Genomic DNA, 14,857 nt, shown 5'->3' with positions numbered 1-14,857 from the left:
ACACTTATTTATTAATTAAAACTCAAAGACTTTTCAGCATTAACCAAGAGTGTGATCAAGCATAATTTCTGCTCCATTTGTGATGGATTGATTTACCTCGACTCGATTTCTATCTGATTAAGATGTATGGTCCGCTTGCATCATGTGAGGACAGGAAAAGGCGAAACGGCTACTTTTTGCATGTGATTAGATAGTTACGGCTGTTATAATCCGTTACTTAACGGGGGATTAATATGTTTAAAAATTTATTACTGAGTTTATTTGTGGCTGTTCCACGGCTTTGTTGCATAAAGATTTTGTAAGCTTCTGATTTAAATAGGTTTGTATGAATTTCAACCTAAAAATTAATGAACAAAATCAGTTGGTTATGTATTTATGCAACAAAGCCTATGTTAGAATATTTTTTTATCGATAGTCCAACATTAAAATTTCGTCTATCTGCGGGCTCAAAGAAACGATTATTACTATCATTGACAATCACGGAACCCACATAGTTTCGATCTAATAAATTATCTAGTCGTGCATAAGTATTTACTTTCCAGTCTTTATTGACCCACAAATAGCCAACATTTGCCGCAACGACCGTATAACTTGGTGCAGTATCAGAGTTGATATCATCGACATAAATCTTGTCCATATAACGTGCTTCTAAGCCTGCCTGAAATCCCTGCTCAGGTTGCCATGCCAAGCCTACAAAAGCTTGATTCTTGGCAATACCTGGAATATATGTTCCTTTTTGTATCAGCGGTTTGGTTGTGGTCGCTGGAATATCAGCATCAAAAGTCGCATCTAAATAACTATAACTGGTTCGAATATTGAGTGCTTGCCAGAGCTGTTTTTGCCACGATAACTCTAAGCCTTCACGTAAGGTTTTTTCTGCATTACGAAATGTGCTTCGCCCGCCATTGGCATCGTCAGGCACAATGTCATTTTTAGTTTCAGTATGAAATACAGCAAAAGTAAATAACCCTAAGGTATTCTGCGATTTTAAGCCAAGTTCTACGGTATCACTGGTCGCAGGTTTTAAATTAAAGTTAATGCCTGAAGTCCCTACTGTAAGATAGGCCATCTCGGTAAAGGTTGGTGTTTCGAAGCCTTTGCCATAGCTAGCATAAGTATAAAGCTCAGGTAATATATCCCAGCCTAAAGCGACAGTTGGAAGTAACTTTTGATAATCTGTTGAACCACTGTCATCACCATTGCCTGTGGTTTAGTCATGGTGCTGAAGCTATTTCTGATGTCTTAATTCTATTACCTGCAACACAGTACATTTAAGTTGATGATGCTACTAGCAATGTTTTAACTATTGGAAAATATTACAGTAATTTAAATTATTTGGGGGAATTTTCAATAAACATAAATTTCGACACGTCACATTGTGTCGTTAGTAAGTAGGATGATTCAATCACTTCAAACTTAGCATTGGTATAACCCTGCCCTATGAGACAGCTTCATAATAAGGCTGCTTATATCTAGAATACTGTGGCAGTTTAAAGTTTTATTTTAATTTTACCTCAAACCACATTTGATAAATAATGAAGAAAACCTAGATATAACCCCCACAAACTACTGATATTTTTAATTTGCTAAAATTTTACATTGATCATATTTCATTCATGTAATTGTCATTTTTGCTTCTTATGATGAAGCTTTTTAAACATGATGCTTCAAAAAAATGAAAAAAAAACCACTAACCTTAGCTTTATTAGCTTCGACAATTTTATTAACCGCATGTACTGATGATGGGGACAATGGTCAAAATGGATTGAATAGTTTGATTCAACAGACGCCTTTAGTACTTGGAAATGATGATTGCTGGAGTGCTGGAACACGTATTGAAAGTGGTTTGGATAAAAATCAAAATGGTGAGTTGGATGCGAATGAAATCCAGCAAAGCTCCATCCAGTGTGGTCCAAACTTATTTGCCCAAGGGGTTGCATTGCCTTACCAAAACTTAACAAGCTTTAAGGCGAATGGAACAACTATTGCGAGTGCATTTACACTTCGACAGGGTGGCTTTGGCTCTGATGTTGCTGCCCATCCTACGAACAATAAACAATTTTACGCAATCACAGATCGTGGCCCAAATGCTGACTATAATGATGGCGTGAATGGTGCTGGTAAGATTTTTCCAATGCCAGACTATATACCTAAAATTGGGTTGTTTGAGGTACAAGATGATGGCTCAATCAAACTCATCAAAACGATTTTATTAAAAGATCGTGATGGAAATAATATTAGTGGATTACCGAATACTGCTGCACTAGGTGGTACAGGCGAAACACCTTACGATATTCATGGCAAGGTCATCGCTAAAGATCCATCAAAGCCTTATGACCCAATAACGAACCCTATCAAACTTGATGATTACGGTCTCGATTCTGAAGGTTTGGCAGCATTGAATGATGGTACATTCTGGGTGAGTGATGAATATGGTCCTCACATTGTGCACTATGATGCCAATGGAAAAGAAATTGGTCGTATTAATCCTTTTGTAAATGATGTGCGCAATACCTTCACTTTACCGCAAGAATTTAGTTATCGTCGTGCCAACCGTGGTATGGAAGGTTTAACTATTACACCTGACCAAAAAACATTGGTTGGGATTATGCAATCGACAATGGACTTACCGACTAAAGCTGTTAATAAATCAACCTTAACACGTATTGTGACGATCAATCTTGAAACAGGAAAAGTTGCTCAGTATCTCTATCGTCAAGAAATTGATGCTAACTCAAACTCAGCTATTATTGCGATTAATGATCATGAGTTTTTAGTACTGGAACGTGATGGCAAATTCCTTAAAGACGATCCGAATATCATGAAACATGTTTATCGTATTGATCTGAAGGATGCTACCAATTTGGAGGATATCGCAACTCAGGGCGATCTAGTGCAAGATCCTAAACTTGGTTTAACGATTGCAGGTAAAACCCTCGAGCAATATTTCATCAATAACGATAAAAAATGGGAAGCATTACAAGCACTAAATATTCAGCCAGTAAGTAAAACATTGGTATTGGATATGGGTAAACGTGTAAGTTATGCGCATGACAAAATGGAAGGTCTATGGTTGATTAACCGACAAACTCTTGGCATTGTGAATGATGATGACATGGGTCTTTGGACAACCAATGGTTTAGAGCAAAAGTATTTGGATAATGTGGGCATGCGTGTCGATACACCTACCTTATATATTGCCGATAAGTTAAATCTTTTCAACCCATAACAATGAATGAAGCCCAAAAGCTAAAACTTTTGGGCTTTTTAAATTCAACTTTTGTCTAGAGAGAAAAATGAGAATAACTCAATCGGCTTTGATAACTTTCTTGGCAATTACAGTGCTACCATCGCTGAGCTATGCATCTCCCAAAGCCACATCTCGCGAATACAAAGTACTATTAGATCCCATAAATTTTAATTATGGAAATGAAGCAAGCAGCATAAATAGCTATTTTTCAGCGGTGAAAAATGCGATTGAAAATAAAATCAGTCGTGACGTAACTGGTGCTATGATCTTTGATACACAAAGAGAAATCCGCTTTTACGATACTCAAGGAAGCTGTACTTTAAAAAATATGGGATACAGCTTCAGAGAGCGTAATGAAAATGGTACAAAAGAAGTAACTTTAAAGTATCGTGGATATGACCATTATATTGCTGACTTCAAAGATTTGACTAGCAATGTATCAGGCGCAAAAACTAAGCTAGAAGATGACATTACTCGTAAAGATAACTTGAGTTTCCTTGTAGTTGCAAGCAAGTCAACAACCGTACCAACCTCGCGAACCATTAACGATTTTGAGGATATCAATATTCTATTTACTGGCTTCAAAAATGACTATAATTTTAATAATAGTCTAGCCCTGAATCAAGTTGGTGGTCTAACTATCTATGAACGAAAATATAGTGGTGCAACGATTGATTTAGGTGAATTCGATGCAGATTTAGAGTTAAGTTTATGGTATACCCTATTGCCTTACGGTAGTCTAAAACCTGTTTTAGCAGAAATTTCGTTTAAATATTCAGATCCCAATGCGAATTTCACAAGAAAAGTAGTTGATCGTGCTGCTTTAAGCTTCAGTGCTTTAAAAGGTTTAACCCAATATAATGCACCAACTTCGACAGCAACAAAGACTCAGTTTGTGTACCAATATCAATCAAATTTCTGCAATTAGCCTTCATACACATCTAGAAAATTTAACCTGATAGAAACAATAAAAAATGGGTAACTGTCAGATCAGGTTTGAGATACAAGTTATCCTTCTCTGCCCCAATTTCAAGCCCAATATTTAAAGCTTGGGCTGTTCTAAACACATTAATCACACAGCCTAAACCGAGTGAATAAATCGGCTGTCTTAATAGAACAACAACAGCACCTAGAATATGCTCAACTTCAGCCACAGTTTCAGGCTCGTATAGGTATTTTCCGTTCGCTTCTACGTGATTGTCAGTTTAGGACGCAAACTGGGGCTCATCCCGCCTGCACGTCCAACGCACAGCTTGGGGTATGAAGAATCACTCTATTGGTTCAGAGTATTGGCCTTCTTCGATGGCAAACGCAGCCGCATGTCGAAAAGGCCCATCAGGCGAAAATAGCAAGCCCCCCATTTGATCACTTACCGTGGCAGTTGGGACAATGGGGCAACACTTGATATGCCGAGCTTAAGAGGGTGAATAAGAGGGATGTGAACCGCCCCAAGGAATGGGGCAATTGGGGATGCGGTAACAACTCCTAACCGCATCAAGAATACCAAACTTGCAAAAGTCCCAAATTGGGACTAATATCTATTTATGAGAATTATCGCACTATCAACCTTAAAAACATTTTGGGAAGACAGCTCAGAATACATTGACGCTAAAGAGCCAACGTTAGCTTGGTATAGGCATGCATTAAACGCTGATTGGGGAGCACCGGCGGATGTGAAACAGGACTTTAGAAATGCCAGCATCCTCAAAGATGGGCGTGTCGTGTTTAACATTGCCGGTAATAAATACCGGTTAGTTGCTTGGATCAATTATGCGTACAAAGTGGTTTACATACGGTTTATCGGCAGCCATGCGCAATACGATAAAATTGATGTACAAACGATTTGAAGCCAAAAGGTAGTAACAAGAGGTAAATATAATGGACATCAGACCTATTAAAACAGATGCCGACTACCGCGCGGCATTAAACGACATCGAAAACCTAATGATGGCGGAGCCTGATACCGTCGAAGGCGAAAAGCTGGACATTTTGGTTACGTTAGTCGAGGCCTACGAAGCAAAGCATTTTCCAATGGATTTGCCAGACCCTGTTGAGGCAATAAAGTTTGAGATGGAGCGCAAAGGCTTAACCGTTAAAGATCTTGAACCCATGATAGGTAAAAGCAATCGTGTTTATGAAATCCTAAACCATAAGCGATCACTCACGCTAAAAATGATTTGGAAACTTCATGAAGGGTTAGGTATTCCAGCAGAGTCGCTGATCAAGCCACCGCAAGTTCGCGCTTTATAGTGCTGCGAATCAAAATTAGTTTGTTATGAATGACGCTCGCTACCCAAACATTTCTGCTATTGATAACAGGCTAGCTGAGCTTGAAAATGAAAAGCAGCAGCTTCTCGCATTAAGAGAGGCTTTGCGTAGCGCTCAAATCGAGCGTTCAGTACAGACATTCACGCCAGAACAAAAGGTCGCCTTATTCAGACAACGATTTCGTGGAAGAGAGGATATCTTTGCCAATCGTTGGCAAAATCAACAGGGGCGCAGTGGCTATTCCGTAGCCTGTGATAATGAGTGGGTAAGCGGGCTATGCAACAAACCCCGCATTAAATGCCAAGACTGTTCACACCGAAAGTTTAGCGAATTAAACGAGCACATTATTTACAGGCACCTTGCCGGTCATCAAGTGGTAGGTCTGTATCCACTACTTAAAGATAATTCGTGCTATTTGTTGGCAGCCGATTTTGACAAAGGCTGTTGGCAAGAAGAAGTCAAAGCAATGTCTAAAGTGTGCCAAGCGTTTGATATTCCGCACGCGATAGAAATCTCGCGTTCTGGCAACGGGGCTCACTTATGGATATTTTTTGAAACCAATATCCCAGCGAACCATGCTCGGGCACTGGGTTTCGCTTTGCTTGATAAAGCCATGGAAATATTTCCAAATCTATCGTTTGACTCCTATGACAGGCTCTTTCCTAACCAAGATGTACTTCCTGAAGGCGGGTTTGGCAATCTCATTGCGTTACCACTTCAAAAGGAGGCTCGCCTTTCAGGTCGTAGTTGCTTTGTTGACAGTGACCTGAATGCCATCGATGATCAATGGCGGTACCTTGCTGAGCTTAAAACGCTCACTCAGTCGAGTATTGACCAACTCATAACAACTATTTCACCCAACACCCTATTACTGTCCGAGCAAGGGCTAACAGACAACCGCCCTCCTTGGGAAATCACAGCCAAAGCCGCACCAATAAAATTAGAGTCTTTGCCGAAAAACGTGACCATTACCTTGGCCAACCATATCTACTTTTTGATGAGCGAGTTACCTGGGCCATTACTGGCCGGACTAAAGCGATTAGCTAGTTTTTCTAATCCTGTGTTTTTTAAAACACAAGCGTTGCGCTTTTCAACCCATGGCATTCCGAGGTTTATTTCCTGTGCTCGTATTGAAAACGGTTATCTAGCACTACCGCGAGGCTGCCTCGATGATGCGATTGCTTTGCTACAAGAGCAAAACATTTCGCCACTATTTGACGATAAGCGTGAAATTGGTAAACCATTATTAAAGCTTACCCCTGAGTTCACTTTGCGAAAGAACCAGCGTGACGCAGTGGCCGCAATATCTAAACATGACTTCGGTATTTTGCATGCGCCAACTGCATTTGGAAAAACGGTTACTGCCATTGCTATGATCGTAAAACGCAAAGTAAATACCCTCATACTGGTTCATAGCCGACAACTGCTCGACAATGGCAAGAGCGCTTACGCACGTTCCTACCCGAAGTAACCATTGGCAGTATAGGCGGAGGTAAAAGAAAGCCGAGTGGCATTATCGACATAGCCACCTACCAAAGTTTGGTTAATAAAAAAGACAATTCCATCACTCCTCTCATTCAAGACTACGGCCATATTATTGTTGACGAATGCCACCACCTATCTGCACCAAGGTTTGAAATGGTACTCAACGAGGTAAGAGCAAAATATGTATTGGGCCTTACAGCAACACCAGAGCGACAAGATGGTCATCAAAAGATCATTTTTATGGCGGCAGGGCCTATTCGCTACAAAGTGAAACAAAGCCCTGATGAGCAATTTACTCAAACCGTGATGATTCATCAGCTCTACGATGTACCAGCAGCAGAGCTTATAAAAACAGATGAGCGCCCCAAAATAAGCGATGCCTACCGCTGGCTCGTCAATAATGAGCAGCGCACTTCAAAAATCGTCTCAGACGCCTACGAGTGTGTTCAAAATGGCGGACACCCGTTAGTCCTTACAGAGCGTAGAGAGCACGCAGAATCCATACACTCACGACTTACCGAAATGGGTATAAGCACTGTCGTACTTAAAGGCGCCATGAAAGCTGCGGAACGCAAGAACGCTGACAATCATCTGCAATCGGCTCAAGTCGTCGTCGCAACAGGAAAATATGTAGGCGAAGGGTTTGACCTACCAAGACTGGATACGTTGTTTTTGGCCATGCCCATCTCATGGAAAGGAACATTGGCTCAATATGCCGGTCGTATTCATCGTGAATCGGAAGGCAAAACACAAGTCACTATTCACGACTATGTGGACTGCACTCTCCCTATGCTGCAACGCATGTTTAAAAAACGCGAGAAAAGCTACAAGGCTATGAGGTACGCCCTTGAGTACATTGATGACAACAGTAACAAGCAACCTTCATTGAAATTAGAAAACATCCCTTCACCAAATACCAAGCCAAAATAAACAGCAGCACTTCATTAAACACTTCCCCATGCCTTTACCCCCATACGCCAAAACTGAGCTAAATCAGCTGTGGTTTGTGCTCCACAATTGGAAATAAATTCAGCAATCTCTAAGTAGCTGGCACCTTGAGATTGTTCACCATCATAGTATTGAAGCTGTGTCATGGCCGACGAAAAATGCAGCCGCTTGTCACCGTCGCGGTCAAACCGTTTTGTTAAGAAGGTATGGTGCTGTGACGAAAATTGCCTCATCTCACTTGGAAACATGTCAACACCTGCCGCTAACGCCAATTCATAACAGACCATCTCCCACGCGCCCACATCATGGGTATCGTTTAAATTGGGAAACTTAGCAATCCACAAGTGGTCTTGTTCATCTGTGACACAAGCTTTGGGCCTTGCACCACCTAATGATGAGCCTGGAGAAATCAGCATTTTCAACCAGCGGTAATACTCGTCACTGTCGATGTTATCGTCTTTTTCAATCTGCATTGCTGCATGCTCTAGCTCTCGCAAAGAAGCCATTGGCGGCGCAGCAAATTCAGAATTGTCGTCCAAAAAAGCATTCGAGCCTGTTCGCTTAAATCGAATACCACCCATCCGGTAAGAGTCATTTACGCCCAGCAGGTAATCCAATTCGTTTAATCGACTTGTTGCTCGAATGCCTTTGCGCGCCTCAATCGCCGCACGCCGCTGCATTAAAATACGCCCCCATCTATCAGGCGATGAATCAAGAAATGCGCGGAAGCTTTTATCGACTTCATCGTTTTAGAGTACACCGGAGTGGAGGGTCAGGATGGGATCAATTTGCAAGCGATAGGCTGAGGTTAAAAATGCTTTATCGTAGGCAAAACTAAACACGCCACCTCGGCTTGAATCGCTGTAAGAAAGCAGCCCTATTAGCAAAGGTGCTTCAATTGGCTGCCAGTCGGCATAGACTTCAACGATTTCACGGCTCATCTTGAACCTTCCAGCAATTTTATGTTTTGCAGCTTGATACCCACTTCATCATGGGCGGCCATTTCTGCAAAGTTGCTTTCCATGCCAAGAACGGCCATCACCTTTAAGTAAGTGCCTATGGCAACGCCCGGATCACCGGCTAAGACTTAATTCACGGTTTTATGATCAAAACCAGTACGTTCACACAGTAGCTTTTTGGTAAAACCACGTCTTTTCATCGCCAACAGCAAGTCTTCACCAAACTGCGTCAGGATTTTACGCTGCTTTGGAAACAATATATTGTGTAAGTCACGCTTAGCCATATCACCAACCAAAGGGACTATATTCCCACTTTACTCAATATAATTGGATTTATATCCTACTTTTAGGTTTAGCTTGCGCGTTGGCCAAGGCGATGATGTGAATCCCTGAATGCCAAAGGTCATCAAATTACACTTTTATGCGCATAAAAATGTAAAATTCCGCACTTTTCTGCGCGTAAAAGTGTAGGCTGAGTTATACTACAGGCAGTTAACAGTCTTAATTGGCGGGAAATGACAATGCAGCGCAACTTACTAAACGCCCTAATAACATGGAAAAATCAACCGGTGCGCAAGCCATTATTGATCGATGGTGCAAGACAAACAGGTAAAACCTATCTGCTACAAGAGTTATTTGGGAATACCTTTGCCAACATCCTTCGTATCGACTTCCTTGAAAACCCTGCCTACAAAGAAGCGTTCGATGGCTCTCTGTCACCTGACGAGCTAGTAATGAATATTGAGTTGTTAACCAACCAAGCGTTCAACCCAGAAACCGATCTGCTGATATTAGATGAAATTGGCGAATGTGAACGTGCCGTTACCTCACTAAAGTACTTTGCTGAAAAAGCACCGTCCTATTTTGTCGCTGCCAGCGGCTCGAATATTGGTTTGCTCAACACCTTCCCTGTGGGCAAGGTAGAACAATACAATTTACGACCACTGACCTTCCAAGAATTTATTTACGCATCCAACGAGCAAGCGCTGATCAAAGCGTTTGATAGTCAAGCAAGCACACCGGCAGTACACACCAAATTGATGGACAAACTCACTGACTACTTTTTTACTGGTGGTATGCCGGAAGCCGTTTCTGCTTGGTATCAGTATAAGGATTCAAGCATTCTAGAGCGTGTTGAAAAAGTCACAAAAATTCATGCCGATTTAGTGGAAGGTTATCGCCGCGATTTTGGTAAGTACGCGGGCAAGGTCGACACCACACTGATTGAATCGGTATTTAATAGCATTCCAGCCCAGCTATCACTTGTCAGCGATGAGTCGGTTAAACGCTTTAAATTTAAGCATGTGCATGAGCGTAAATCTCGTTATAGCGATTTTGAAACCGCGATCCATTGGCTTAACTGCTGCCGCCTAGCTTTGCCAAACTACCCTATTGAAGGATTGCCGAAATCTCCGTTAGCGGCCTATAAAAAAGAAAATATGGTGAAACTGTTTTTGTTTGATGTGGGTCTGCTTAATCATATGCTCGGCAGCAGTTATAAAGAAATTAAGCAACAAAACTATGAATACAAAGGTTATGTGGCTGAAAACTTTGTGCAACAAGAGCTCACTGCCATTGGCGTTGACCCAAGCTATTCATGGAATGACGCCCGTGCCGAAATCGAATTTATTTTGGCGACCGATGAAGGCGATATCGTCCCTGTGGAGGTCAAAAGTGGTAAACGTACAAGAGCAAAATCGTTGGCATCCTACGTTGAAAAATGTACTCCAAGTAAAACCTTTAAGTTAACGGGTACACAAGGCTCATCCGCATTAGAGCAAACCAATATCGTGATGCCTTTGTATTTCACGCAGTATTTACCACAGAGATGGTAAAAGCGCGTTACTTAGACCCCGAGGTCTACACAAAGTGACTTCATAGGTAACAATTTGTAGACCTTTGGTGGGCTTACAACCTTTCAACCAACCCTCAATCGGTTTTTTGCTAACGTCATTTGGCCAGCCTATCGCCTCATCGTTTAAAGCAAATCACTCAAGCGATTTAACAGTGCTTTACGGCTATTATTCGCCACAACAAAGCGCTTAAAACGTTGTTCAAACGCCGCTTCATCAGCTTTGAACTGATAGGCCTCAAACAGCTGATGCAGATAGCGTGATGCCGCATCGTAACCACTGGCGCAAGTTCGATCCGCTTGCTCTTGTGATTGCTGCCAGTAGTGCTCACGTTGATTGTAGATATACGTCAACGCTTTTTCTTTTTCCGCTTTTTCGATAGCTAATTTTTTTGCGAGTGCTGCGGCTTGCTCTTGCTGTAATTGACTTTGCGCTTGCTCAATGAAAGGAGAAATGACGGCGGAAGTTAACCAGTATTGATAGATCTCGTCTGTGTTGACAGGTTCTTTTCGCGTCAGCGCTAAGGCTTGGTGACGGGTTAGCTGGCCTTGCTCAAACAACGTGCGTAATAGCGTGTCTTTCTCTGCTTGCGAGAGATTATGGATCCACGCATCAAGCGTAAGCTGAGTTTGTTTGGCTTGGTGACTGGGTTGTTCGCTCAGCACCATGGCGAGCGCCTTAACCAATGCTAAGGGAATATCATACAGCGCAGCAAACGACTGCTCCTCTTCCCTGAGGTGCTCAAAATCGAATTGAATTAACGGCACTCGCTCAACGCCATCATTAAAATCAAACGCTTTGAGCCACATTAAGTACACAAGGCGCCAATCCCCTTGCATTAACCCGCCGCGTAAAGCGGCTAAATGCTGGAAAAAGTCGTCAGCATGCTCATCGTCAAAATACTCATCACACTCCTCAAGGGAAAAAATCAGCAACTGCCACTCATCGTTTTCGTGAACATGAAGTCCATCACTTGAAAAGCCAAGTAACGCATCTGGAAGCGTTCCTGCTGGTAGCTTGATGTATACATCGATTGAGCCCCAATCGGCATAGTAAAAACCGATATCAAAGTATTTTAACATCAGCTCAAAAGGCTCGGCCTTTAGATCACTGTAGGTGTAATACACCTGAAAGGCCGTAGCGCTGATCTCGGCACGGCTTGAAATGGCTCTGAGTGCTTGACGTGCTTTAGCATCTAAATACCCATCCAGACGCTCAAATTTATAGTATTGAAATTCGCTCACGGTGACCTTGCTATTTATTTATTGTGAATTGAAAAGTTTGTTTTAACAAAGGCTGTACCTGAATCACTCTGGCGACTTGTTCAGCGTTTATATAACGTCTTGGGTCAATCGTTACAAATCCCCAAAACTGCAAAAATCGCTCAATAAATCGTGATTCGATGAGCATACTTAAGTTTCTTTCTGGCGAGAAGTAATCATCCGTAGGGAATACCAGCAATAGATTAGGGAAAGCTGTCATCACCTCTTTCACAAGCTGCTCCACACTGTTGTGGCTTTGAATACGCCACAGCATAAACAACCAAAAAGTGCGCAAGTCGACATCGTATTCGAAACTGTCCAAATAACCCCAGTTATATTTGCTGATAGCGGCCTCTAACATAGGTTTGAAAAAGGCCTGTATGCCTAGCGCTTGATACTGCTTTTGCGCTGATTTTTTTACATGGTAGCGGCCACTGCGCCGATAAATAATACCGCTAATTTCGGCAAGCACTCGGGTGTAGTGCAAGGCATTAAATTTGTCTTCATTGCTGCCCGAAAACTCGCTGATGCTTATACTACGTTCTAATTGAGCAACGGCAAACTCAGGCAATAACTCACTGGCCTGTTTAACCAACTTAGCCGGTAAGTTGCCTTTACTCGTGGCTTTGAAGGAGCCTTCTTGCGCCATGGCCTCATCAAGAATGAGGGCTAGATAACGCATTATTGGGCTGGCAGAAAGAGAGTCGGGAGTGCAAATTGTCACCCACTTTAATTCATCAAAAGGCGCATAAAGCCAATTGGCCATTTGCGTTGGCGTTACGCCACAAAAATCGGGATGAGGTTGATGATTGCGTTCTTGCACTTTGTGCTGCAAAGCGGCATTGAGTTCATCAAGACTCAAATTTGGGTTCATTGCCAGCATGGTTTCAACATCATCGAAGACTTGGGCATGTTGCTTGGAAACGCTGCTCATACAACAACGTTTAAATTTTTTACCACTGCCACAATGGCAAGGATCGTTTCGGCCGAGCTTCATTACTGTCCCTTCTTATTGTTATAGAAAAAGCGCTGCATTTTCTTGTTTACGCTGCTCCAATGTCTTAGCAATCACGGACATTGTTGTTTTACTGATCCCTTGTTGCTTGGCAAGATACGTAAATTGGCTGATGGCTTCTGCGACTTCTTCAATAACTTGCTTTGCATCATTCCAATTCGCAAAGCCAGCACTAGTAGCAAGTTTTTGCATCACCTTAAGCGATGGCGCTTTGCCATAACCGCCGAAAGCAGTGGCGTGTTCGTTGAATGGATGTGGGCTGTAGGTAACATCGTAAAAAGGTGCAGGGTTCCATTGACCGTCATCCGCTTGCAAAAACGCCCAGTTTTTACTGTGGTCGTCTTGGTTAGACGACAGCAGGTTAAAAACGGCACGGCGAAATTGCAGCTGCCCAGCAGCAGGAGATTTACACAACTGACGGCTGGCTTTGATCAAGTCAATATAATCTAAACTTGGCGTTCGAAAGTCTGCATCCAGCAGCCCGCAAGCGCTGTGCATATGCAAGCGACCTGAACTGCGATTACCGCTTAAACGGGCCTGCTCCGTGACATAATCAAAACGCTTAAGCGCCAACCAGGCAGACGCACCGCTTGTAGTTGGTGCTTCAATGAGTTGCCAGACTGGTGGTTGGCACTTGGCAAGCTCGGCCATTTGCAAATAAACCGCTTCACACAACCCTTCTTCATGCCCGAGCGCGAGATTTTTCGAGGTAAACTTAATCAGCCAAGCCTCATCTCCAGGCTGAGCAAAGGTTCGACAATGCTGAGTTTCCCCTGCAGGCATATAAATCTGCGCCTTAGGCCTTGCTCCACCCGAACTACCACCGGCGACTAATGCGGCCAACACCTGTTGCGTATGCCCATCTAACTCATCGTGATTATCATCCATATAATCTGACATTGAAGCATCGAACAGCGTTTGTGCTTCTAAGCCCAAGGTTGCTAAATCAATGTCCGCGTATGTCGTGGCTGAAAACTCAGACACCGGAGCAAAAGACAGCGCTCCCATGCCTTTATCACCGACAAAGGCCAGTCTATCCATCGCCGTTAATTGATTAGGTAGGATGCCCTTTTGCCGGAAAATACGATCTTGTAACAACATGCCCCAGCCATCGGGCAAACAATCCCCAAATACGCCATGTACACCTTGGTGCGGCGCTTTAGGTGCGGCTTGAACTAGCGTATTCGCTTGCAAGGTAAACGGTGATAAATTGCCAAACTGCTGCAAATAGTCGTCAGTATACTGAAAAAAAACGCCTTGCCGATTCTGCGCCAAGACTCCAACAGATATCTGCTCACCTGAGCTTAGCGTACGAGTAACATTAAGCTTCTGAATCGGTTTAAAACTCATCTTTTAGCACCTCATCAATACTCATGGGTATAGCAGCGCGTTCTTTGCTAAGTTGCGTGAGCTGATAAAGCCTATCTAGCGAATCAAGTGTCTGCCATAGCAACAGCAATTGACGAAATGAAATTTGCCCGGTCAGCTCAAATTTCTTAATGGTGGCCGCAGGTACGCAGCTTCGCTCAGCCAATGCAGCGCGCGACAGCTTTGCCTGCTTGCGTAACTCACGTAAATAAGCCGCATAAGCTTGGCTTACATCGGTATCATCAAGTAAGGTAAAATTCATCCGCAAAGACCAAATGGATACAGTTATATCCATTATAGCGAAATAAAACATAAAGTGGATACTATGATATCCATAATTGCGTAGAGTGTTGAAAAAATCACTCGATAAAGCCCTTCAAAACTGCTATTTTTAGACCCTAACAGCAGCATAAGATTAACCCGTTAGGTCAGGTGGCCTAACTTAAATA

11 protein-coding genes and 5 pseudogenes are annotated in these 14,857 nt (G+C 42.7%); 8 read left to right on the top strand and 8 right to left on the bottom strand.

Annotation, left to right across the window (positions count from 1 at the left end):
- Positions 1–18: 18 nt before the first annotated feature.
- Positions 19–105, top strand: a pseudogene (locus J4G44_RS13645) (HNH endonuclease signature motif containing protein); the annotation flags it as partial.
- Between the two features lie 268 nt (positions 106–373).
- Here the strand turns inward: J4G44_RS13645 and J4G44_RS12645 are convergent.
- Positions 374–1,201, bottom strand: a pseudogene (locus J4G44_RS12645) (TonB-dependent receptor domain-containing protein); the annotation flags it as partial.
- Positions 1,202–1,675: 474 nt separating this feature from the next.
- Between J4G44_RS12645 and J4G44_RS12640 the strand changes: the two are divergent.
- Together J4G44_RS12640 and J4G44_RS12635 are read left to right on the top strand one after the other, a co-directional pair.
- The gene (locus tag J4G44_RS12640; RefSeq protein ID WP_167846514.1) at positions 1,676–3,229 is read left to right on the top strand and encodes an esterase-like activity of phytase family protein; all 1,554 of its coding nucleotides are present in this window, start codon (positions 1,676–1,678) and stop codon (positions 3,227–3,229) included.
- Positions 3,230–3,296: 67 nt separating this feature from the next.
- The gene (locus J4G44_RS12635; protein ID WP_179989051.1) at positions 3,297–4,178 is read left to right on the top strand and encodes a hypothetical protein; all 882 of its coding nucleotides are present in this window, start codon (positions 3,297–3,299) and stop codon (positions 4,176–4,178) included.
- Between the two features lie 22 nt (positions 4,179–4,200).
- Here J4G44_RS12635 and J4G44_RS12630 read toward each other — a convergent pair whose 3' ends face one another.
- A complete protein-coding gene (locus J4G44_RS12630) occupies positions 4,201–4,404 on the bottom strand; it encodes a hypothetical protein (protein ID WP_094069354.1) in 204 nt (67 codons plus the stop codon).
- A gap of 390 nt (positions 4,405–4,794) precedes the next feature.
- Here J4G44_RS12630 and J4G44_RS12625 point away from each other — a divergent pair, with 390 nt between their 5' ends.
- The 4 genes and pseudogenes from J4G44_RS12625 (at position 4,795) to J4G44_RS13655 (ending at position 7,933) form a co-directional block, all read left to right on the top strand.
- Positions 4,795–5,097 (top strand): type II toxin-antitoxin system HigB family toxin, encoded by a 303-nt coding sequence (locus J4G44_RS12625; protein WP_154320130.1) that lies wholly within the window; start codon positions 4,795–4,797, stop codon positions 5,095–5,097.
- A 31-nt stretch (positions 5,098–5,128) separates the two neighbouring features.
- Positions 5,129–5,500, top strand: coding sequence for a helix-turn-helix domain-containing protein (locus J4G44_RS12620; RefSeq protein WP_000354814.1), 372 nt, complete (start codon positions 5,129–5,131; stop codon positions 5,498–5,500).
- 25 nt (positions 5,501–5,525) lie between these two features.
- Positions 5,526–7,156 (top strand): annotated as a pseudogene (locus tag J4G44_RS12615) (TOTE conflict system archaeo-eukaryotic primase domain-containing protein); the annotation flags it as partial.
- Entirely contained in the window at positions 7,157–7,933 is a 777-nt protein-coding gene (locus J4G44_RS13655; protein WP_257219781.1) for a DEAD/DEAH box helicase, read from the top strand.
- A 44-nt stretch (positions 7,934–7,977) separates the two neighbouring features.
- On the opposite strand, the pseudogene J4G44_RS12610 reads toward J4G44_RS13655, so the two are convergent.
- A pseudogene (locus J4G44_RS12610) lies at positions 7,978–8,892 on the bottom strand (type II toxin-antitoxin system HipA family toxin); the annotation flags it as partial.
- Positions 8,889–9,194: pseudogene (locus tag J4G44_RS12605) on the bottom strand (transcriptional regulator). The pseudogenes J4G44_RS12605 and J4G44_RS12610, both read right to left, overlap by 4 nt.
- 237 nt (positions 9,195–9,431) lie before the next feature.
- Between J4G44_RS12605 and J4G44_RS12600 the strand changes: the two are divergent.
- A complete protein-coding gene (locus tag J4G44_RS12600; RefSeq protein ID WP_070153175.1) occupies positions 9,432–10,745 on the top strand; it encodes an ATP-binding protein in 1,314 nt (437 codons plus the stop codon).
- 143 nt (positions 10,746–10,888) lie between these two features.
- Here the strand turns inward: J4G44_RS12600 and J4G44_RS12595 are convergent, their stop codons facing one another.
- From J4G44_RS12595 to J4G44_RS12580, 4 genes are read right to left on the bottom strand one after another with little or no spacing between them, the layout of a single operon-like run.
- Positions 10,889–12,007, bottom strand: coding sequence for a hypothetical protein (locus tag J4G44_RS12595; protein ID WP_179989052.1), 1,119 nt, complete (start codon positions 12,005–12,007; stop codon positions 10,889–10,891).
- A 10-nt stretch (positions 12,008–12,017) separates the two neighbouring features.
- Entirely contained in the window at positions 12,018–13,022 is a 1,005-nt protein-coding gene (locus tag J4G44_RS12590; protein ID WP_070153169.1) for a YecA family protein, read from the bottom strand.
- 18 nt (positions 13,023–13,040) lie between these two features.
- The gene (locus J4G44_RS12585; RefSeq protein ID WP_154320132.1) at positions 13,041–14,390 is read right to left on the bottom strand and encodes a type II toxin-antitoxin system HipA family toxin; all 1,350 of its coding nucleotides are present in this window, start codon (positions 14,388–14,390) and stop codon (positions 13,041–13,043) included.
- The gene (locus J4G44_RS12580) at positions 14,380–14,670 is read right to left on the bottom strand and encodes a helix-turn-helix domain-containing protein (RefSeq protein ID WP_070153163.1); all 291 of its coding nucleotides are present in this window, start codon (positions 14,668–14,670) and stop codon (positions 14,380–14,382) included. Before J4G44_RS12580 ends, J4G44_RS12585 begins: the two co-directional genes overlap by 11 nt.
- Between the last annotated feature and the right edge of the window lie 187 nt (positions 14,671–14,857).

Source organism: Acinetobacter towneri, from assembly GCF_017498585.1.
In the GTDB taxonomy this organism is placed as follows: domain Bacteria; phylum Pseudomonadota; class Gammaproteobacteria; order Pseudomonadales; family Moraxellaceae; genus Acinetobacter; species Acinetobacter towneri.
The sequence above is the reverse complement of the archived record's forward strand: the minus strand, read 5'-3'. Positions and strand labels throughout refer to the sequence as shown.

Excerpts from the sequence above, each read along its gene's own strand:
- J4G44_RS12640 (WP_167846514.1), top strand. The coding sequence starts at position 1,676 with ATGAAAAAAAAACCACTAACCTTAGCTTTATTAGCTTCGACAATTTTA.
- J4G44_RS12635 (WP_179989051.1), top strand. The coding sequence starts at position 3,297 with ATGAGAATAACTCAATCGGCTTTGATAACTTTCTTGGCAATTACAGTG.
- J4G44_RS12625 (WP_154320130.1), top strand. The coding sequence starts at position 4,795 with ATGAGAATTATCGCACTATCAACCTTAAAAACATTTTGGGAAGACAGC.
- J4G44_RS12620 (WP_000354814.1), top strand. The coding sequence starts at position 5,129 with ATGGACATCAGACCTATTAAAACAGATGCCGACTACCGCGCGGCATTA.
- J4G44_RS13655 (WP_257219781.1), top strand. The coding sequence starts at position 7,157 with ATGGTACTCAACGAGGTAAGAGCAAAATATGTATTGGGCCTTACAGCA.
- J4G44_RS12600 (WP_070153175.1), top strand. The coding sequence starts at position 9,432 with ATGCAGCGCAACTTACTAAACGCCCTAATAACATGGAAAAATCAACCG.
- J4G44_RS12590 (WP_070153169.1), bottom strand. The coding sequence starts at position 13,022 with ATGAAGCTCGGCCGAAACGATCCTTGCCATTGTGGCAGTGGTAAAAAA.
- J4G44_RS12585 (WP_154320132.1), bottom strand. The coding sequence starts at position 14,390 with ATGAGTTTTAAACCGATTCAGAAGCTTAATGTTACTCGTACGCTAAGC.
- J4G44_RS12580 (WP_070153163.1), bottom strand. The coding sequence starts at position 14,670 with ATGAATTTTACCTTACTTGATGATACCGATGTAAGCCAAGCTTATGCG.